This window comes from Bacillus sp. P4_D3, assembly GCF_056401855.1.
On sequence record NZ_JBFUIN010000014.1, the window covers coordinates 1 to 21159 of the forward strand.

Genomic DNA, 21159 nt, shown 5'->3' on the forward strand with positions numbered 1-21159 from the left:
CCTGATAAAGAAACACCTTTTTCCCCAACGAGCGTTTCTAAACCTTCTGGTAAAAACTCTAAATCCTTTTTAAACGCAGCTATTTCAATCGCTTTTTCAAGTTCTTCTTCAGTCGCTTCTCTGTTTCCGAATAAAATATTTTCCTTCGCTGTTTTTGAAAATAAAATGTGTTCCTGAGGTACGTACCCAATCCAGCCAAGTACGTTATCATTCGGAATTTTATCTAGCTTCACATCAGAAACTGCAATATCCCCTTCTCCAAGTGGATATTGACGAAGAAGCTGACGTACAAGCGTCGTTTTCCCGCTTCCTGTTTTCCCAACAACTCCAAGTGTCTCTCCTTGTTTTAATGAGAACGAAACATTTTTTAAATTTGTTTCAATTGATGAAGGATATGAAAAAGTAACGTTATCAAATTGAATGTAATCTGGCTCTTGTACAACCTTTGGATCTTTCGGATTCTTTACATCTGGTTCATAAGCTAACGTTTCATTTACACGATCGAGCGAAGCATTTCCTCTTTGCATAACATTAATCAATTCACCAATTGCAAACATCGGCCAAATCATCATCCCTAAATAGACGTTAAAAGAAACGAGCTCACCAAGTGTCACCTTTGATTGGAATACGAGATATGCACCGTACACTAAACCAATTAAATAACTAAGACCGACGAGCATTTTCACAGTCGGCTGGAATAATGCATCGATTCTTGCTACTCTCATATTTTTCTCGTATACGTCATCTCCTAAATGATGGAACCTTTCTTGATCAGCATTCTCCTGTACGTATGCACGAATCACGCGTACACCCGCAATTGATTCCAGCACTTTATCGTTCATATCTCCGAACGCATCTTGTGCGACAGTAAATCTTTCATGCAATTTCTTTCCGTACCTATTCATCGCATACGCCATAATCGGAAGCGGTATAAGCGCAGCAAATGTTAACTGCCAACTAATTGAAAAGCCCATCATACAAACGATTGTAAGCATATATAGACTAGAATCAACGAGCGTTAATATACCAAAACCAGCTGTCATGGAGATTGCTTTTAAATCATTTGTCGCTCTCGCCATTAAATCGCCAGTACGGTTTTTTTGATAAAACGTCGGTGTCATCTTGAGTAAATGCCCCATAAATTTTGAACGCATCGTTTTCTCCAGTACGAACGCACCGCCAAATAGTTGGTGCTGCCAAATGAAAGTAAGCACATACCCACCAATCGTTACCCCAAATAAAATAAAAATATATTGCATAATTGCCTCGTTCGTTAAGGCTCCTGTTTTAATATTATCAATTGTAATTCCTAACACTTTCGGAGGAATTACCTCTATCACGTTTACAATTAAAAGTACCCCAATTGCGATACTATACCTTTTCCAATGCTCCCTAAAAAACCAGCTTAACTTTAGTAATACTGAAAACAATATAACCTCTCCTTTCTCGTTCTCATTTGATTCACATTTCTTTATCCGCTATCCAAATCCATCACATTTACATTTTGAAAACCACAGTATTTCATCACATTTTTCCACCTTCCAAATTCTGATTTTTTATAGTAACGAGGAAAATAAACAAAAAAAAGCATACCGCCGCTTGACGATATGCAATAGAATGCATAAAAGCGTACGTTACGATATACGCAACGTACGCTTCTCATAAGACAAAAAGGTCCTATATATCCGCACGGGTTGCGTAATGATATGAATGTTTTCCGCCATTTAACAGAGCTAAGCCCATTACATTTACGATTACAATCATTACGCACACCCCCTTCATTTATTTTCCATTTATAATCTTACAACTTTATTGAGTATTCTGTCAATTATTTTTTTCGGTTTAGAATAAAATAATCTTTTATCACAAAAAATGAAAGTGATGCATTCTACTTATAATTCAGTTTGAAATAAGAGAATCTTCTGTAAGAAAGGGCATACAAAATAAAAAAATAATAAGAAATCGTTTTCACAAACATTTCATTTGAAAAATATTATCAAACCACCTACAATCACCTTATACTCACTCTTACAAGTTGCTATTTTAGGAGGACTAATCATGACAACTAGCAATACGTACAAATTTTATTTAAACGGAGAATGGAGAGAAAGCTCTTCTGGTCAAACAATCGACATTCCATCTCCATACTTACACGAAGTAATTGGGCAAGTACAAGCAATTACTCAAGGAGAAGTAGATGAAGCAATTGCATCTGCAAAAGAAGCTCAAAAATCATGGGCTGAAGCTTCTCTACAAGATCGCGCAAAATATTTATATAAATGGGCTGATGAGCTCGTAAATATGCAAGATGAAATTGCCGATATCATTATGAAAGAAGTCGGTAAAGGATATAAAGATGCGAAAAAAGAAGTTGTTCGTACAGCTGACTTCATTCGTTACACTATTGAAGAAGCTCTTCATATGCACGGAGAAAGCATGATGGGCGATAGCTTCCCTGGCGGAACCAAATCTAAACTTGCGATTATCCAACGCGCACCACTTGGTGTTGTATTAGCAATCGCACCATTTAACTACCCAGTAAACTTATCTGCTGCAAAACTTGCACCAGCACTTATTATGGGTAACGCTGTTATCTTCAAACCAGCAACTCAAGGTGCAATTAGCGGTGTTAAAATGGTTGAAGCACTTCATAAAGCTGGCCTTCCAAAAGGTCTTGTAAACGTAGCTACAGGACGCGGTTCTGTAATTGGTGACTACTTAGTAGAACATCCTGGCATCAATATGGTATCGTTCACAGGTGGTACAAACACAGGTAAACATTTAGCGAAAAAAGCTGCAATGATTCCACTTGTATTAGAACTTGGTGGTAAAGACCCTGGTATCGTTCGTGAAGATGCTGACTTACAAGATGCTGCAAATCATATCGTAAGCGGTGCATTCTCTTACTCTGGTCAACGTTGTACAGCTATTAAACGTGTACTTGTACACGAAAATGTAGCAGACGAGCTTGTTGGCTTATTAAAAGAGCAAGTAGCTAAATTATCAGTTGGATCTCCAGAACAAGACAGCACAATCGTCCCATTAATCGACGACAAATCTGCTGACTTCGTTCAAGGTTTAGTTGATGATGCTGTAGAAAAAGGTGCAACAATCGTTATCGGTAACAAACGTGAGCGCAACTTAATTTACCCAACATTAATCGACCACGTAACAGAAGAAATGAAAGTTGCTTGGGAAGAGCCATTCGGCCCAATCCTTCCAATCATCCGTGTTTCTTCTGACGAACAAGCGATTGAAATTGCTAACAAATCAGACTTCGGTCTGCAAGCAAGTGTCTTCACGAAAGACATTAACAAAGCGTTTGCAATTGCTAACAAAATCGAAACTGGTTCTGTTCAAATTAACGGACGCACAGAGCGCGGCCCTGACCACTTCCCATTCATCGGTATAAAAGGTTCAGGTATGGGCGCACAAGGTATTCATAAGAGCCTTGAGTCTATGACACGTGAAAAAGTAACTGTATTAAACTTAGTTTAATCTTATATGTAGAAGCTGATCTAAAATTTAGATCAGCTTCTTTTTATACAATTTAGTTCACGAGTTGTTTTTCCGTAGGTAAATTCACACATTCTACAGAAATTTGATACCCTAGCCAACGCTCAGCAATATGTTCAAACGATAAAACAGAGCCTGTTGTAAAAAATCGATGCTTCGGATTAAGATTGTCAGACAAAATTCCTTTGTGCTGTAAAATGGTACTTAACTCTATCGCTGTTTCTTCTGCAGAGCTAATAATTGTCACAGCCTCTCCTAACTCCTTTTTTATATAGGACTCTAAAAGTGGATAATGCGTACACCCAAGAATTAACGTATCTATATCTTCTTTCGTTAATGGCAGTAAAGCTTGTTTCACTTGCTGCGTTACATATGCTGTATCTTCTAAGTGATTTTCTACAACTGTAGCTAAAGTCGGACACGCATGACTATGCACTTCCAAATATGTATCAAGCTCGTGTAATGCTTTTTCGTACATGTTAGATTTTATCGTACCTACAGTTCCAATTACCCCTATTTTACCTTTCTTTGTCACTTTAATTGCAGCTCTTGCTCCCGGATGTATAACGCCAATAACTGGAATGGAAAGTGCTTCTTGCAAATCAGTCAATGCAGCAGCTGCACCAGTATTACATGCTACCACTAGAGCTTTTAATGGAAACTGTTTGAGGAACTCAACCATTTCAAATATGAAAGATTGTACCTCCTCTACACTTCTTGGCCCATACGGACAACGCTCATTATCACCAATATAGTAAATGCTCTCTTTAGGCAATTGACGCATAATCTCACTAGCAACTGTTAATCCCCCGACCCCTGAATCTAGTACACCTATTACGGAATTTTTATTACATACAGACATATACTTCATCCCCTTCTCAATCTTCTAGCGCTAATAACATGTATTATATTACGAAAATTCAAATATTGTATAACAATCCCTCTCGCTTTTAATCACAAACTCTTCTCCATAATCTGATTATTACCATATCCATTGACGTATAAAAATACATTTGTTACTCTTAAATACGTTAATTTAATATTTAAATCCTCATTCGTATCTCGGTGAGGTAGAGGTTGCAATCATTAAAAGTATCATTTCAGGAGATGTAGTGGCATTGATGAAGGAATGAGAAAGGAATGGTTGCCGAAGTAAGACGTGCCCACCATGCGCGCTTGCTGGGTCTGCATTTAATAAGTGCAGAACTGTCACAAACGTTTCGTTTGTGGAGAGCTATCGAGAGGTATGTCGTGGGTTTCTTATAAGATAGAAAGCATGTAGCGGCAAATTACGTGCTTTTTTTGTTTTGTTTGGGACTTCTCTTCCTTACTTAGGAAGACATACATATCTCCTCGCTTGACTTGGTTATACTAACTTTGGAGGTATTTTCTATGCAACAAAAAAAATGGGGCTTTTGGGTACTAACAGCTTTCGTTGTCGGTAACATGGTTGGCGCTGGTATTTTCATGGTGCCAAGTACGTTGGCACAAACAGCTAGCCCTCTCGGTGTCACTTTAGCTTGGTTAACAACAGGGTTTGGTGTTTTAATGCTAGCTCTTGTTTTCGGTAATTTAGCAATTCGTCGTCCTGATTTAACGACAGGACCACAAAGTCATGCATATGCTTTATTCTCATCACCAAAAAAGAAAAAAATGGCTGGTTTCAGCATAGTATGGGGATATTGGGTTGCAAACTGGGCAAGTAACGTTGCCATCATTACATCTTTCGCGGGATATTTATCGCTCTTCTTCCCGATTATGAAAGATACACGACTATTGTTTTCAATCGGCTCTTTCAATATAGAAGTTGGAAAACTACTTACATTTACTATTTGTTCTGTCTTACTATGGGGCACTCATTTAATTTTAACAAACGGTGTAAGCGGAGCTGGGAAACTTAACTTCTTAGCAACAACAACGAAAGTGACTGGATTCCTTCTATTCATCATTGTTACGTTATTTGCGTTCGAAGCTTCAAAATTTGGACAATGGTACACACCAATGATCGATAAAGAAGGCGTATCACACGGTCTCCTTTCACAAGTAAATTTAGCTGCTCTTACAACACTTTGGGCATTTATCGGGATTGAATCAGCCGTTCTTTTATCAAACCGAGCTACTTCTCCCAAAACGGTAAAACGTGCAACAGTTGCCGGTTTACTAATAACAGTTGCAATTTACTTAGGAATTACAATTTTAACAATGGGTGTACTTCACGTTGATAAATTACAAGCTTCTGAACGTCCATTAGCAGATGCATTAAACGCTGCAATGGGTCACGGCGGCGGGAAACTTATGGCATTACTTGCTCTTACTTCCCTATTCGGTTCCATATTAGGCTGGATTTTATTAAGCTCAGAAGTACCTTATCAAGCAGCAAAAGAAGGTTTCTTCCCTTCCTTCTTCGCAAAAACAAATAAAAAAGGAAGTCCAATTCATTCACTACGATTAACAAACATTATGTCGCAAGTGTTCTTATTCTCAACATTATCAGGAACAATTGCGGAAGCTTATACATTCGTTATTACAGTATCAACTTTAGCCTACCTCATTCCATATCTCGTTTCACCAATCTTCCAGTTAAAGCTAGTCGCAACTGGTGAAACATACAAAAATGAAATGCGGGCAAGAATTACAGATGGCATAGTCGCAGCGATCGCACTTTGCTATGCACTATGGGTTATTAAAACAGGCGCATCCGATATAAAAACATTCCTTCTCGGGATTGGTTTATTCGTAATTGGCTTTGCCTTCTATCCATTAATGAATCGTGATCAGAAAAAAAATAACGAAAAGAAAAACGAGCAAGTTGCATAACGCAATTTGCTCGTTTTTTGCTTAATAAAACATATATAATAGAAAAAAGAGGTGAAAAACATGTCAATCGAATCACTATGGAGCTCTCGCTTTCAACAACATATTCAAAATGCCATCACATACTTTGCACGTATGATTAACGGTTTGCTATATAGCTTCATCTTCGTCTCATGTGTAGGTGCATATTATTACGCCAAGTTTCTTAAAACGGATCCTTCTAAAGGAATATCTTTATTACTCATCACAATCGTACTTACACTCATTATAACGAGATGCCCAATTCGCACATTTATTCAAAAACCTGATGCTGTCTATTTACTGGCGCTAGAAGAGAAATTAACATCTTATTTTAAAAAATCTCTTCTATATAATTACATCATTCAACTTTTCCCGCTTGTATTTATGTTCCTTATTATCGTACCGCTTGCCATGCAATCATTACAATTAACCGTACCTTTTTTATGTACAATCTTTATCGTTTTAATGATTACGAAAGCTTGGAACATATACATACATTGGATATGGCGTGATAGTTATGAAAAAAGCATATGGTTTATCATTCGCATTGCTTGTAACGCCCTGATCATTTACATGCTGTTTTATACTGCAAATGTGATTATATTAGGCGGATTACTCTTACTTCTCACTTTCCTACTTCTATATACGAAGAAACAACCAATAAAACGAATACCGTGGGAATACATAATCGAGCAAGAAGAAAAAATGGACATTCGCTTTTATCAATTCGCTAGCATCTTCACTGATGTTCCGCAGCTAAAAAAACAAGTGAACGGCAGAAAATGGCTTACAAATTGGATTGAACCGTTACTACATAAAAAACAAGCTTCGTTCTTCTATTTACATACACTATCGTTTTTACGTGGGAATGATTATTTTGGTATATATATTCGCTTGGGGTTGATCGGTGCTTTCGCTCTATATTTTATTCCGAATATATATGTAAAAGGCGCTATCGCTTATATCGTCCTATATATGATTTCTATGCAGCTTCGTTCTCTGTGGAAATATTTTTCGGGAAATATTATTGTAGCATTATATCCAATTGATACTGAAAAACGAATGAATCAATTTCTCCGCTTAATCTTTATATTGCTAAGCATTCAACTCATTGTATTTTCAAGTGTTATACTCATTGCTACAGGACAATTACTACATAGTTTGATCATTGCAGTCATTGGGATGCTCTGGGTTAAATTTGTTATCGTACCGAAAACGAAGAAGAGGATTTCTTCATTTTAACGAAAAAGAGGCTGTACATAGCAGCCTCTTTTCTCGTCCTAAAATTTCTAATCACTTTTCGTAGGCATTTTTCATATAGTGAAAATGACTATACAATTCCTATCCATACGTTAAATAATGATTTCGCACATATAAATAAAAAAGATAGGAGCTCTATTATGAACAACAATCCGCCTGCAACGCCCCAAAACACCTCAGAGGAAAATAGCCGTGACATTAAATTGCAAACATTACGAGTCATCGGACTCATCGTCCTCATTAGTGGTTATATTCTCGTCGCTCTCTCAGAAGTGGGTGAACTAAAAACCTTATTAACAAATCCAAATGCCAATCCTAATTTAGCTGAAGTTGATCCATTTTAGAAGCTATCTAAAAAGCGAGTCCCAGCATAACCGGTTCGCTTTTTAGATAGCTTTATCCAATCTTAGAAACGTTTCGTTCATCTTGATACTTCTCTTTTCCAATCGCCTTCATAAATAATAAAATACTGCTCATACCAACGATAAAATACAGCGCACTCATTCCCCAAGATGCAATAAATGAACCTAACATAACACCTAATGCACCGTTCATTTTCGCCACTTGAAATACCATTCCGTTAATCGCCATATAAGAACCTCGCGCCTCATTTGGCACCATATCCGCCATTATAGATTGACGAACCGGCACATACATCATCTCTCCTACAGTTTGGAAAAGCCCCGCAATTAATAAAATCCATAAGCTATTGCTCGTTCCAAGTATGGTGAATCCAATTGTATAAATGAATAAGCCTACATATAAGATTTTTAAATCGTTGAAGCTCTTCAACATTTTAATAACAAGCGCCGAAAATAATACAATTAAAATTGTATTCTCTGTAGATATCCAGCTCAGCATTCGAATACCTGTTAAATCAAACGTAAAACCATTTCCGAAGAAAAAGTGAATCGTTTCAAATTCCTTCTGCAAACGTATCCCTAAATAATTATTAATTTGAAACTCTAAAGATAATGTACATATACTTGCTGCACAAAAAATTAAAAACGCTCGATCTTTCATCACAACCTTATAACTATCCGCCATATCCTTTAATACGTTTTTCTTCTCTACAGTTTTTCGCGCCACATACACTTCTTCCATATATATAGCCATCACATATAAAGTAATGACCGCCACAGCCGTTAATACGATAAACAATTGTAATCTATAGTTTTCAAATAGTAATCCGCCAAATATCGCTCCAATAGCAATTGATAAATTAATCGCCCAGTAGTTAATGCTGTACATCACTTTTCGATTTTCAGGTGTACTCACATCGATTAACATCGCTTCGGTCGCTGGATTCATAAGTCCAGATCCTAAGCTGTTCACGAGCATAAATAAAAACGTTAACCACGGTGAATCTACATAATCTGAGTTCGCAATTCCCATACAAGCAATGGAAACGACTTGTATACTTTGGCCAATAATCATTACTTTTTTACGACCGAGCCGATCTCCAATATACCCGCCATATAAACCAATTACTAATGAAGCTATTACATTAATTAGTAGTAAAGCACCAGCAACCGCACTACCTAACTTTATTGAAAAATAAATTGCCATAAACGGAAAAATCATCGTTGATACAGCTCGTGTTAAAAATGATGTTATAATTCTAATTTTTATATTTCGATGCATACTCCAAAACCCCATCGTTTTCCCCTCCTTATGCTTATTCATTTTACTTTGAAAAAGAGGAAGAAAAAGGTTAGAATATTCTAAAGAGTTTCCCCTTTTATATAGAAGGAAGTGTACACATATGAAAATTATGGACTATTACATTCGTTTAAGGTTACATTCACAAGATCAGCAACATATGCGAAATAGCTTACAAGAATTAGCGGATGTTTTATATTGCAGTACGAAAAACGTGAAGATTTTATTAAAGAAAATGAGCGAAGAACAACTAATTTACTGGACTCCAGGGCGAGGCCGCGGGAATAAAACTGAAATTATATTTGTACATAGTTTAGTAGAATCAATTGAATGCTATACAGATGAACTGTTAGCGCAAGAAAAATTAAAAGATATCTTTCTTCTTTTAAAAGAACCCCTTCCTCTTGCACTTCAAAAAAAGATAGAAAATAAACTACATCATCATTTTGGATACGAACCTTCAAATGATATGTACGACATATTAAAGATCCCTATATCAAGAAAGATATTACCATTAGATCCCGCTTTTGTGGCTGTAACAACAGAGGGTCATCTTATTAGCCAAATTTTTGATACATTAGTCATTTATAACGATATTACAGAAAAAATGGAACCGCACATTGCTCATACGTGGGAATTAAGTCAGGATCAACTTACGTGGACGTTTTATTTACGAAAAGATATACATTTTCATAATGAAACTCTTTTAACTTCTAAAGATGTTCAATTTTCATTTGAAAGATTGCAGCAAGCTCAATCTCCTTACGCATGGTTAACACAGGAAATTGTCCAAATTGAAACACCGTCACCACTGCAAGTACGGTTCCATTTAGCAAAACCGAATTTGTTTTTCTTACATTATGTAAGTTCAATACAACTCGCAATTTTGCCCTATGATACGGTAATCCAAAATCATCACTATATAGGTACTGGACCTTTTAAACTTAATCATTATTCTGAAGATAATATCGTACTAGAAGCTTTCACGCATTATTTTAAAGAACGCGCATTACTAGATCGTATTGAGTTTTGGCGTATTCCAGATCATGTGAAAATACATTCTGATTATGAATTACCAAATGAGAATGAAAATGAAAGACATGACATACAAATAGAAGAAATAGGCTGTATTTATGCTAGCTTCAACTTTACAAAACCTGGTCCCCACCACGACATTTACTTTCGTAAAGCTTGGAGAGAAATATATGACGTTGAAACGATCCTCCGTGATTTAGAAGGAAATCGAACAATCACTGCATCAAGCTTCTTTCCTGAAAGAAGTCGCCAAGCTCAGGGAAGACCCTATTCATTAGAAAAGGCGAAAGAATATTTGAAGAAGAGCACATACAAAGGTGAAACGATACATATTTACTTCTTCGCGTTTAAAGATAGTGCAAATGACACAGTCTTCCTAAAGAAATGTTGCGACCGTTTAGGCATACAAGTAGAGCTTCATCCATTTCTCGTTTCAGATTATATGGACTGTTCTATTGATAAACATGCCGATATCATTTTAATGGGAGAAGTGTTTGCCGCCGAGCATGAAATTGCATTCTTAAATGTATTTAAAAATAAAAGTTGCTTCGTAAATCGGTTCATGGACCCGCACTATGAAAAACAAATCAATTGTTTGCTAGATACCTTTTTATTAGAAGAAAATAAAGACAAGCGCTATGAGCTCATGTATGAAATCGAAGATTTTTTACAAGCAGAACACATCATTTTATTTAACTATCACGTTTTAAAAAGAAAAACATATCCCTCTTCTCTAAAAAATGTAACAATAGATTCATTCGGTTGGGCGAATTTTGCGAAGTTATGGATACAGCCATCCCCGTATTAAAATGTGTAGTTTTTTATAAAAGGAGAAAAACCATGAAAAGCAACCTAGAAAAAAGGCTTTCCTATCTATACACAGGTGAGTTATTTTCAGTCATTACTTTTATTTTTACAAGTTATGTAATTAATTATGTTTATCCTACACTACATTTATATTCCCTATACTCTTTTTGGATCTCATTTCTTCTTTTAGAGTTTCTCTTACTACAAGGAACTGTTTACTGGTACGTAAAGTGGAAACGACTAAAAAAAGAGAAAACATCTGTTACACCTATTGTGATTATTAAATATTTAAAAAGACTAAAAAGGATAAATATAGGATTGATTATCACAGGACTTATTATGTTTACTATTGATTTTGTAATTTGGTATCCTCAATTACCTTTAATCGGGCTATCATTCGCACTATTTGTTTATGTTTTTGCATTATTTGAGTATATAAACTATTATCATATTCAGCTTTCATATGATAACATCTCTGATATTAAATATTTGATTAAATCAAAAAAACTAAAACAGTCCTGTATGAGTAAAGATTTTCAACGTATTTCATAAAGTGAAACTATAATCAGTGGGGGTATGTGGGATAAAATATTAGATTCCGCTTATGAAGACTTTAAACCAATAAGAATTAAGCAATTTTCACGAATGTAAAAGAAGGTATTACATCCTTAGTAATACCTTCTTTTACATTTTTAAAGAGGAACCTTCTTGCACACAAAGATGCAAACTATTATTTAATTACTTCATCCAAATGATTTTTCAAGTTTAATAAGTATTGCTCTATATCCGGATTCTTCACCACATCATAACAAGCAAAACTCTTTAATGGACTCATACCGAGAAACTTCTGCACACGATGTAAATGACTAAGCGTTGATTCTAAACTTTCTCCTTCAAAGAACTTCGTCTTATCTCCAAATGCTTTTTCAGGTGCATTCCAAGTTGTGGAAAACATATACTGCTTCTCTTTTAATAAACCACCTGTTCCGTATTCATCTGCACCTTCAAAGAACAAACCGTATTCATATATTTCATCCATATACGTTTTAAATAATCCCGGGACACTAAACCAATAAATTGGTGTTTGATAAACCACAACATCGGCCCATAAAAATTTCTCTTGTTCTTCTTTAATACTATATCCATCTTGAATCGTTGTTGTTTTCACATGATGATTTTCGCTTAATACAGTTACCATATAATCAACTAACGTTTTATTTAATCGTCCTTCCTTTGAACCGTATTTTTCATGTCCATTTATAATCAATATATTTCCCATCGCTTTTCTCTCCCTTATATGATCTACTCTTCAGCTATTAAGCCCAGTTGCTGCTTCAGCGTAAGATTATCTTCTAAATGCCAATCTTCCGTTATCTTTCCGTCTTTCACGTGTAAAATATCAATTGCAAAAAAACGAATGTTTTTACCATTATGAGTTCCTGTAAAAGAAAGACGAGCTGTTACTTTATCACTAACCACTAATAAATCTTCAACTTCACAATGTATGTCTGGAACTACTTTACGAAAGTTTTGTGCTGCAAGCTTTAATCCTTCAGTGCCTTGTGGTCGACCTTTCGGCAGTGTATTATCGAAAAAATTTTCAGTAACCGTTTGCGGAATAAGTYCCTCCCTACCTGTATCCCAAAATGCATAAAAGCGCTGGGCTGCATGAACCATTTCTGTCGCTTCTTTTTTGCTTAGTGAAGGATCGATTGTCATTGTTTTTGGCTTCGGCATTTCCTTCAATAATTGGATTTCAGTTTTTTCCTCCCCACTACACGCTACAAGCACAATACAAATGACAAAAAAACTAAGTAACGCAAATAACCTTTTCATACCTATGGAAATCACCTCCTCCTGCTGCAAACCCTTTGTATTTCGTATTGCTATTGTATATGTATTAACTTCCTTTATGGAAGTAGTGATATTTTTTTCATATAGTTACCAAAAAGATAGTTTTGTGATACGATAAAGCAAATTCATTCAAAAAATTTTTATGGAGGCTATTTCCATGACCAATATAGATCCAGTTATATTAACGAAAGGTTTACCTGGCATCCCATGTCCTATCGCTAAAACTCTTGACGTAATTAGTACAAAATGGACATTTTTAATCATTCGCGACCTTCTTATCGAAGGCACATTACGTTTTAGTGATTTACAAAAATCAATGGACGGGATTAGTCCGAAAACATTATCACTTCGACTAAAAGAATTAGAAACACAAGGCATAATAACGAGAAAAGTGTATCCAGAAGTTCCGCCTCGTGTAGAGTACACATTAACGGATAAAGGAAAGCAATTAGAGGGGATATTTATTGAATTAAAGCGATTTGGATTAAGTTTATAAAGTGAAACTTTAATCATTGGGGTTTTGTCCATCCCCAAATGATTATTAGCCCGCAAATAGGGGAATAAAATAAAAACCCCTTACAACGGTAAGGGATTTTTCATTACTTATTAAATTATTTTGCTAAACTTTCAGCTAACTGCTTCTCTCTCCACATAAATGTAATGCCGAGACCAACTATTAAAACAACTCCTGAGAAAGCATATGGATAATTAATATTTACATCAAATAATATTCCGCCCATCGCCGGCCCTACAATATTCCCTAAGCTCGTATAAGTTGAGTTCATTCCAGCAACAAATCCTTGCTCTTTCCCAGCCGCTTTTGATAAAAACGTCGTTAAAGCTGGACGGAGTAAATCAAATGCGAGGAAAATAAAACAAGTAACAAGAAGTACAATCCAATAATTAAAGACTATAGTTGAAACAAATGCTAACACTGCGCCTACAATTAAACATATTTGAATTAACACTTTTTCGCCGAATATGTCGACCAATTTACCAAACATAAATACTTGCACAACTACCCCAAAGATTGAGCTAATCGTAATAATTGCAGCAATATCTTTCGGTGTGAAGCCAAATTTATGATCAGAGAACAGGCTAAACACAGTTTCATATGCCGATAAACCGAAAGCGAGTACAAATACAATAATAAATGCAATTGCATACATTGGATTTAAAGATTTCTTTAAATCCCCGATAAAACTTGAGTCTTTCGTATTAACAGAAATCTCTGCAAGCTCCTCTTTCGTTAAAGGCTCTTTCAAAATAAATATAGACATAACGCATGCTATAAAGGCAATAATGGCTGCGACAAAGAATGGTACACGTATACCATATTCTGCAATAAACCCACCAATTCCAGGTCCTATAATAAATCCGGTACTAATAGCCGCTGAAAGATATCCCATCGCTTTTGGACGTTCCTGAATAGAGGTAATATCAGCAACATATGCCGTAACACCCGGCATAATAAACGCAGCACTAATCCCGCCTAACACCCTCGCTGCATAAAGCATCCACACATCTTTTCCTAATCCAAAAAGAAGCTCTGAAACACCAAAAATAAATAATCCAATGATTATCATTTTCTTCCTACCGTAAAGATCGACCCAACGACCCGTAATAGGTGAAGTAATAAGCTGAGCCATTGCAAATACTGCAACGAGATAGCCCATCGTCTTTCCTGTTAAATTCATATCATTCATAAAGGATGGCATAACCGGAATGATTAATCCAATCCCTAAAAAAGCGATAAATATATTACTCAAAAGAATGATCAATACCATCTTTTGTTCTTTTATCGGTTTCTTCAATTTTTAACACCTCTTCCCGTAAGTTCCTCTCAAAAATAATACCCAAGAAACTTTTTCTTTATCCTGCTATTTGTGGGCTAATAATGAGTGAAGATGCCCCCACTCATTAGAATTTCACTCTATCCTTCCACACATACATAAATACAGGGTGAATGACTATCATTCAGTTTCCCGCAGAAATGAACCTACCTTTTCAGACAGGTTCATCTTACTATTTCTTTATCCCGMATTAACGGGCAGTAAGACTCCCACCTCAAAATTCAGCGAATGCGAGGAAGTTAGGTGGGAGATAGCTGCCCTTAAATGCCCGATTGGTTCAACTAATAATCAGTGGGGATGAACCCTCCCACTGATTAAAGTTTCACTTTATATGTAGTGCATGTGTTAAAAAATCTAGTACTTCTGCCTTTTGTAGCTCGACTTGCTCATCATCTTTATGATCATATAAATAAACTTGTTCCGCTGCTGATTCAACAAGAGCAATAAATAACTTCGCTGTTCTCTCTGCATGAACCGAATCACGAATTTCACCAGCTTCTTTTGCTTCACTTAAAAATTCACTTAGCCACATATAAAGAGGCTCATACACAGCTTCCCATTCTTTTATATGTTCAGTAGATGCAAGACCCGCATACATTAAAGCTTGTATTTCACGATATTCAGCTATAAAGTTAAACACTGCATCTATTACCTGCTCAACCTTACTTGAAAAAGGTGCATCGTTCTGTACTTTTTCTTTCACTGCAAATATCATCTTCTCAACCATCACTTCTGCTATTGCAGGCATAACAGATAACTTAGAAGGAAAATATAAATAGAACGTTCCTTGCGCAATGCCAGCCAATTTCACGATATCAGAAATCTTCGTTTTTTCAACGCCCTTTTCCTGAAATACTTCAATAGCTGCATAGACAATTTTTTCTTTTTTATTCATCATCTAAACCCTTTCACACGCGTATTGAATGACTGTCACTCATTTTATAAAATAACTAGCTGTACTGTCAATTATAGTGCACTTTTCATAATAAAAATCTCCCAACAAATCGTTAGGAGATTCAACTTTCATATCATTTTCTTATGAAAGAGCCTTTAATCCCGTAACTCCACATACGATAAGAGCTACACTAATCAAACGTGCCTTACTTTTCGATTCACCAAACAGAAACATATTTAATAAAACTGCGCCTGCTGTTCCAATGCCAATCCAAACCGCATAAGCCACACTTACTTGTAAGAACAAGAAAGATGTGTATAAAAATGCGAAGGAAGTTGCAAATCCACCTATATAAATCGCTCCATTTGCTAACGTCTTATCTTTACTATACATCTTAAGGCCTATCACACCGACTATTTCACTAATTGCAGCACAAAATACGAAAAACCAACCCATTTTTAAGCAGCTCCTTCCATAGTTTCTTCCACAGTCTCTGCTTTATTATCAGCCAATTTTAAACCGATAACGCCTGCTACAACCATCACAATGAAGAATAATTTTCCTAAACTAAAACTTCCACCGAAAAGAAAAACATCCATTAAGAAAGTTCCTACAGTACCAGCCCCAGCAAACACCGCATATACTGTCCCTGTCGCAAGATGTTCACACGCTTTAGAAAGGAAGTAAAAATCAACAGCGATAACTCCTACAATAATGACCCAATGCCACCAAGTATGAGCTGTATTAAAACCAAACACCCAAAAGACTTCAAAAATACATGTTAATATGACATATAACCAAGCTTTATTTTTCATATCTCTCACCTTCTATTATTTACTGACTGACCGTCAGTCATTTTTAATTAAAAAAATATAATCTCACGCTAACTACTATTTAAAAAACCAATATCATCCTCATTTATCCTTATATTTGTTCCGTTATTAAGCTAACTACATATAAAAGTTGCTTATCTACACCCTTTCATAGAAAAATGACTGAATGTCATTCATAAACATTCTACATGACCAATTGACAAAGTGTCAACACCCGGATTCTATTAACCAAAAAATATTTTAAATTTCTTAAATCCACGTGTATATTTCTTAATAATCTGTCAATAATGGTAGTAACATAATATTTTCTCCATTCCCCCCTTGGAGATCCCTTTGAATCGAGCAGTTGCTTTTAGCTAACTGCTCTTTTTTAATTTATCGGCACATTATAATAAAATACTCATAGATAAATTCCAAAACAAAGACCTGTACTCCCTTTTCAACATGCAACAAAGAACGAAATATTTTGTACGCTATTTACTTTCCAACGAGTCTTTGTATGCAATAATTTTATTTTCAAGCATCTTCTCTGTAATTACTAAGTTTTCTCTTTGAGTTTGAATAGATTTTTTATGATTTTCTAACAGTTGTAAACGAGCTTCGGTTGTATGCTCCCCTTCTAAATATAATCTAGCGTATTCTCTTATTTTTGCTATCGGCATTTGTGTTTGTTTTAATTTCATTACAAACTGCAACCACTTTACATGTGACTCTTCATACAATCTATTCCCATTTGCATCGCGATTTGCAATTAATATATTCTCCTTTTCATAATAACGTAATGTATGTGTGCTCACTCCTAATAATTTAGCTACCTCGCTAATTGTGTACATACTCATACTCCCTCCACATGCCATTTATCATCATATATTTAACTGCTTTATAAAAAACATTTGACTTAGAGTATACTCTAACAAATAGAATCTAACCATAATAAATTAATTTGAATTTAGGAGGCTTTTATATGAAATATACTGTTATTACTGGTGCTAGTTCAGGAATTGGCTATGAATCCGCTTTAGCCTTTGCATCTCGCGGAAAAAATTTAGTACTTGTAGCTCGAAGACAAGAAGAATTAGACGGATTAAAATTAAAAATTAACGAAATGCATCCAGAGTTGGATGTTGTCATTCGAAGAACTGATTTATCCGTCACTGAAGAAGTTTATAAATTTTATGAAAGTCTACAAAGTTTTCAAATTGAAACGTGGATTAACAACGCAGGTTTTGGTAATTTCGCCTCAATTGCTGAACAAAATTTAAATAAAATAGAGACGATGTTGCATGTAAATATAGAAGCACTAACAATACTCTCTTCTCTTTTCGTTCGAGATTATTCAATGGTTGATGGAACACAGCTTATTAACGTTTCATCGGGCGGTGGATACACGATTGTGGCTAATGCTGTTACGTACTGTGCTACGAAATTTTATGTAAGTGCATTTACAGAAGGACTATCTCACGAACTGAAAGAACAAGGTGCAAAACTACAAGCAAAAGTTTTAGCTCCTGCTGCAACTGAAACAGAATTTGCGAAACGTTCATTTAATATTGATGAGTTCCAATATGATGGTGTTGTACCGAAATTTCATACTGCAAAACAAATGGCACAATTTATGCTTGACCTTTATGATAACGATAAAGTTGTAGGACTTGTCGATGGTTCTACGTATAACTTTGAGCTTAGAGATCCGCTTTATAATTTTACAGTAAGACAAACGAATTCAAATTCTTAACAACATCTCATTTCTGACTAAAATATAGATACCCACTATTTCTTAAATAATAGTGGGCCTTTTTCTCTCTAAAAATTTCACCCAACATACCGTATCATCGCCACCTCATCACAATAATCAACTTTTGGACAATGTCTACAATCAATCCACACTTTTTCTGGTAATGCTTCTCTATTCACAAAATCAAACCCGCACTTTTGAAAAAATTCCGTTTCATATGTTAAAGAAATTACCCTGTTCACTTTTATCTTTGCCGCCTCATTCATTACATGATTCACTAACTTACTCCCTATCCCTTTTCCTGCATATGTATGCGAAACTACTAACGATCGTACTTCTGCAAGATCCTCTCCTAACACATGTAAACCAGCAACTCCAACGACTTCCTCTCCTTCTTTCATAACATATAAACATTGTAAATATTGATAGAGAGACAAAAGAGCACGCGGCAAAACAACTCCTTCTTTTGCATACATTTCAATGAGATTATAAATTTCTTTCACATCACTTGTAACCGCATTAAAGATTTTCATATTATATCCCCTTGCCCCAGTGTTAACATTTATAACATTAGATGAATTTTAATTCATAATTTCATATAATAATACATCTCTCTTTTCTCTCCGTCAATCACTTTTCTGAATTTTATATAAACAAAAAACCAAGCAACTTAATCGATGCTCGGTTCCTCATTCCGTATCGGCAATACCGTAGAATATTTAATTTCACGAAGTGCTAAACTCGTTTGTATACGTGTAATACCTAGCTTATTTAACTTTCTAATAAACTGCTCTAACTCCTTACGATCACGATTCGCAACTTTTAATAAATAATCATATTCGCCTGTTAAACAGTGACATTCTAACACTTCAGGCATAGATTCTAATTCTCGTTCTAACACTTCAAGTTTTTCCGACTGATGAATATTCGTGCTCATAAAAATGAAACATAATAAATCAAATCCAAGCTTTTCTTGATTTAAAATTGCTACTTGCTTATCAATGAATCCTTCCCCGTCTAATCTTTTTATTCTTGCATGCATAGCAGCTGGTGATAAATTAACGCGGCGTGCTAACTCTGCATTACTTACTTGTGACTCTTTCTGCAATATATCTAAAATTTTCACATCCAAATCATCAAGCACTTTAATAACAGATGACTCCATCAAAATTCCTCCTTTTTCTTACCGATGATTATTCGAAGAAACATCTCATAACTTATATAAAACTGAATATTTTTCTGTAAATGAGATTTCTAACGAAATATTTTATCGGATTTTTACCATTATACAAAAGAATATATTAGACAATAAAGAAAAATGCTAAAATTATTTACAGTTCATTCTTATTTCAACAAAGGGGTTTTTAGCATGCCTTATTTTTATGTCTTTTTACTATTATTAACAAGCTTATTATGGGGAGGAAATTTCGTCGTTGGGAAATCACTCGTCGATCATGCATCTCCGATGACACTGACAAGTTTAAGATGGCTAATTGCGATCATTTGTTTATTACCAATGGTATGGTTTAAAGAGAAGAAAATCATTCCACCACGCTCTGCAATACTTCCGTTAATACTTATGGGAATTTCAGGAGTCGTTCTTTTTAACATTTTTCAATTTTTAGCACTAGAAAAAACATCCGCAACGAATGTAGGTCTTATTTCTACATTGAACGCTATTTCGATTGCATTATTTTCTGTGCTATTTCTAAAAGAAAAAGTAAATACACTTCAAATTCTTTCTATGATTCTTTCATTTTTCGGGGTTATGCTCGTCCTTTTAAAAGGAAATTTTGCACTTTTATTTTCACTACATTTTAATAGCGGAGATTTATGGATGATGGCGGCAGTATGTATTTGGGGTATTTACTCTGTTTGCAGTAAATGGGCGACAAAAACAGTTACACCGCTAATGGCGACGTTATATTCTGGTATTTTCGGCGTCATTTTATTGCTTCCATTTAACATAGGCAACTTCACTGTTTCCAATATTAATTCTTCCTTCATAACATCACTTTTATATACAGGACTCGTTTCAACGGTCCTTTGTATGGTATTTTGGAACATTGGTGTACAGAAATTAGGAGCTACTACATCGGGTATTTTTCTAAATTTCAATCCAATTTTCACAGCTATTTTAGCATTTATTTTCCTTGGAGAAGAACTAACATGGATTCAAATTTTCGGGACAATTATCGTCGTTACAGGGTGCTATTTATTCTCTCATTTTAAAACTGTTTCTCCTCAGACGACTAGAGCTTTAGTGCGAAAGCATTCTTAATGAAAAAACATCGCCACCAGAGTGGCGATGTTTTTATTTACCTTTCATTTCTTTCACATACTGTTTTTCTTCTTCTGGCGATAAGCGTTCTGTTGCCTTTCCGGTATCACCACCTTGAATTTCCCACAAAAAGTTATGCTCCTCAACCGTTTGTGAAAAGTCTCCTTTCTCCCAACGCTCCAAAGTAGAAAGTAGCTTTGATTTATATTTAAAATTAGTACTGCTTTCTACTGCGTTCTTCGCACTACTAATTTCCTTATTTGTCATTTCGATAAATCCCCATTTCTCAGAGGATTTCACTTTTTGATGTACCATCCTATGCATTGTAGAAATAATTTCATCTTCACTAGCTTGTTGCTTCTCTTCCTTTGCTTTCTTCCCTTGTTGCCCCATTACATTTTGTGCTTTAAGACTCTTCTCCTCTTCTTCTATATAATTAAGCAGTTTAGTAACACCGAATACAGCTCCTATCGCAATTACAATTATTGTAATTGTCCCTATAATCCATTTTTTCATATTATGTATTCCCCATTCCCCTAATAATCACATAAACAAATGGAATCGCCTGCGCACAGCCGATTCCATTTGTTTCC

Annotated in this window: 22 protein-coding genes and 1 riboswitch; of the genes, 9 read left to right on the top strand and 13 right to left on the bottom strand. The window is 35.4% G+C overall.

The genetic code is table 11. The features are described from left to right. Nucleotides 1-1430 (bottom strand): ABC transporter ATP-binding protein (locus tag AC1DTM_RS04675; protein ID WP_477000055.1); only part of this gene is annotated, 1430 nt, incomplete at its 3' end. Between the two features lie 628 nt (nucleotides 1431-2058). On the opposite strand from AC1DTM_RS04675, the gene gapN reads away from it, so the two are divergent. Beyond that, nucleotides 2059-3498: an NADP-dependent glyceraldehyde-3-phosphate dehydrogenase gene (gene gapN / locus AC1DTM_RS04680; RefSeq protein ID WP_002159137.1), complete on the top strand. Its 1440-nt coding sequence runs from the start codon at nucleotides 2059-2061 to the stop codon at nucleotides 3496-3498. A 52-nt stretch (nucleotides 3499-3550) separates the two neighbouring features. On the opposite strand, the gene racE is transcribed toward gapN, so the two are convergent. Then, the gene (racE, locus tag AC1DTM_RS04685) at nucleotides 3551-4378 is read right to left on the bottom strand and encodes a glutamate racemase (protein ID WP_016103829.1); all 828 of its coding nucleotides are present in this window, start codon (nucleotides 4376-4378) and stop codon (nucleotides 3551-3553) included. A 201-nt stretch (nucleotides 4379-4579) separates the two neighbouring features. Continuing rightward, nucleotides 4580-4761, top strand: a riboswitch (Lysine riboswitch). A 147-nt stretch (nucleotides 4762-4908) separates the two neighbouring features. Between racE and AC1DTM_RS04690 the strand changes: the two genes are divergently transcribed. The 3 genes from AC1DTM_RS04690 to AC1DTM_RS04700 all read left to right on the top strand — a co-directional run bounded on the left by AC1DTM_RS04690 (nucleotide 4909) and on the right by AC1DTM_RS04700 (nucleotide 7955). Further along, nucleotides 4909-6333, top strand: a complete 1425-nt coding sequence (locus AC1DTM_RS04690) for an amino acid permease (protein ID WP_002114879.1) — start codon at nucleotides 4909-4911, stop codon at nucleotides 6331-6333. Between the two features lie 60 nt (nucleotides 6334-6393). Next, the gene (locus tag AC1DTM_RS04695) at nucleotides 6394-7593 is read left to right on the top strand and encodes an ABC transporter permease (protein WP_016103828.1); all 1200 of its coding nucleotides are present in this window, start codon (nucleotides 6394-6396) and stop codon (nucleotides 7591-7593) included. Between the two features lie 158 nt (nucleotides 7594-7751). Continuing rightward, nucleotides 7752-7955: a hypothetical protein gene (locus AC1DTM_RS04700; protein WP_002114883.1), complete on the top strand. Its 204-nt coding sequence runs from the start codon at nucleotides 7752-7754 to the stop codon at nucleotides 7953-7955. Between the two features lie 52 nt (nucleotides 7956-8007). On the opposite strand, the gene AC1DTM_RS04705 is transcribed toward AC1DTM_RS04700, so the two are convergent. Then, a complete protein-coding gene (locus AC1DTM_RS04705; protein ID WP_016103827.1) occupies nucleotides 8008-9270 on the bottom strand; it encodes an MDR family MFS transporter in 1263 nt (420 codons plus the stop codon). 106 nt (nucleotides 9271-9376) lie between these two features. Here AC1DTM_RS04705 and AC1DTM_RS04710 point away from each other — a divergent pair, with 106 nt between their 5' ends. Together AC1DTM_RS04710 and AC1DTM_RS04715 are read left to right on the top strand one after the other, a co-directional pair. Next, on the top strand, nucleotides 9377-11116 hold the full coding sequence (locus AC1DTM_RS04710) for an ABC transporter substrate-binding protein (protein ID WP_477000056.1): 1740 nt from the start codon (nucleotides 9377-9379) through the stop codon (nucleotides 11114-11116). A 32-nt stretch (nucleotides 11117-11148) separates the two neighbouring features. Further along, a complete protein-coding gene (locus tag AC1DTM_RS04715) occupies nucleotides 11149-11667 on the top strand; it encodes a hypothetical protein (protein WP_016103825.1) in 519 nt (172 codons plus the stop codon). A gap of 178 nt (nucleotides 11668-11845) precedes the next feature. Here AC1DTM_RS04715 and AC1DTM_RS04720 read toward each other — a convergent pair whose 3' ends face one another. Both AC1DTM_RS04720 and AC1DTM_RS04725 read right to left on the bottom strand, forming a co-directional pair. Next, complete coding sequence (locus AC1DTM_RS04720; RefSeq protein ID WP_016103824.1) at nucleotides 11846-12394, bottom strand: NAD(P)H-dependent oxidoreductase; 549 nt, start codon at nucleotides 12392-12394, stop codon at nucleotides 11846-11848. Between the two features lie 23 nt (nucleotides 12395-12417). Beyond that, nucleotides 12418-12957 (bottom strand): ester cyclase, encoded by a 540-nt coding sequence (locus AC1DTM_RS04725; protein ID WP_477000060.1) that lies wholly within the window; start codon nucleotides 12955-12957, stop codon nucleotides 12418-12420. Nucleotides 12958-13126: 169 nt separating this feature from the next. On the opposite strand from AC1DTM_RS04725, the gene AC1DTM_RS04730 reads away from it, so the two are divergent. Further along, nucleotides 13127-13465, top strand: a complete 339-nt coding sequence (locus AC1DTM_RS04730) for a winged helix-turn-helix transcriptional regulator (RefSeq protein ID WP_002201642.1) — start codon at nucleotides 13127-13129, stop codon at nucleotides 13463-13465. 115 nt (nucleotides 13466-13580) lie between these two features. On the opposite strand, the gene AC1DTM_RS04735 is transcribed toward AC1DTM_RS04730, so the two are convergent. The 5 genes from AC1DTM_RS04735 to AC1DTM_RS04755 all read right to left on the bottom strand — a co-directional run bounded on the left by AC1DTM_RS04735 (nucleotide 13581) and on the right by AC1DTM_RS04755 (nucleotide 17383). Further along, the gene (locus AC1DTM_RS04735; RefSeq protein ID WP_002159145.1) at nucleotides 13581-14783 is read right to left on the bottom strand and encodes an MFS transporter; all 1203 of its coding nucleotides are present in this window, start codon (nucleotides 14781-14783) and stop codon (nucleotides 13581-13583) included. Between the two features lie 361 nt (nucleotides 14784-15144). After that, a complete protein-coding gene (locus AC1DTM_RS04740; RefSeq protein ID WP_016103822.1) occupies nucleotides 15145-15720 on the bottom strand; it encodes a TetR/AcrR family transcriptional regulator in 576 nt (191 codons plus the stop codon). A 138-nt stretch (nucleotides 15721-15858) separates the two neighbouring features. After that, nucleotides 15859-16173 carry a DMT family transporter gene (locus tag AC1DTM_RS04745; protein ID WP_000539672.1) on the bottom strand — a complete coding sequence of 105 codons (315 nt, stop codon included), beginning with the start codon at nucleotides 16171-16173 and terminating at the stop codon, nucleotides 15859-15861. 2 nt (nucleotides 16174-16175) lie between these two features. After that, nucleotides 16176-16532, bottom strand: coding sequence for a DMT family transporter (locus AC1DTM_RS04750; protein ID WP_002159147.1), 357 nt, complete (start codon nucleotides 16530-16532; stop codon nucleotides 16176-16178). Nucleotides 16533-17023: 491 nt separating this feature from the next. Further along, nucleotides 17024-17383: a MerR family transcriptional regulator gene (locus AC1DTM_RS04755; RefSeq protein WP_016103821.1), complete on the bottom strand. Its 360-nt coding sequence runs from the start codon at nucleotides 17381-17383 to the stop codon at nucleotides 17024-17026. Between the two features lie 131 nt (nucleotides 17384-17514). Here AC1DTM_RS04755 and AC1DTM_RS04760 point away from each other — a divergent pair, with 131 nt between their 5' ends. Then, a complete protein-coding gene (locus AC1DTM_RS04760) occupies nucleotides 17515-18285 on the top strand; it encodes an SDR family NAD(P)-dependent oxidoreductase (protein ID WP_002159149.1) in 771 nt (256 codons plus the stop codon). A 77-nt stretch (nucleotides 18286-18362) separates the two neighbouring features. Here AC1DTM_RS04760 and AC1DTM_RS04765 read toward each other — a convergent pair whose 3' ends face one another. Continuing rightward, complete coding sequence (locus AC1DTM_RS04765; RefSeq protein WP_002159150.1) at nucleotides 18363-18818, bottom strand: N-acetyltransferase; 456 nt, start codon at nucleotides 18816-18818, stop codon at nucleotides 18363-18365. Nucleotides 18819-18955: 137 nt separating this feature from the next. Further along, nucleotides 18956-19450 (bottom strand): Lrp/AsnC family transcriptional regulator, encoded by a 495-nt coding sequence (locus AC1DTM_RS04770; protein WP_016103820.1) that lies wholly within the window; start codon nucleotides 19448-19450, stop codon nucleotides 18956-18958. A gap of 204 nt (nucleotides 19451-19654) precedes the next feature. On the opposite strand from AC1DTM_RS04770, the gene AC1DTM_RS04775 reads away from it, so the two are divergent. Then, nucleotides 19655-20566, top strand: a complete 912-nt coding sequence (locus AC1DTM_RS04775; protein WP_016103819.1) for a DMT family transporter — start codon at nucleotides 19655-19657, stop codon at nucleotides 20564-20566. Between the two features lie 33 nt (nucleotides 20567-20599). Here the strand turns inward: AC1DTM_RS04775 and AC1DTM_RS04780 are convergent, their stop codons facing one another. Next, the gene (locus AC1DTM_RS04780; protein ID WP_016103818.1) at nucleotides 20600-21082 is read right to left on the bottom strand and encodes a DUF6241 domain-containing protein; all 483 of its coding nucleotides are present in this window, start codon (nucleotides 21080-21082) and stop codon (nucleotides 20600-20602) included. Nucleotides 21083-21159: the final 77 nt, after the last annotated feature.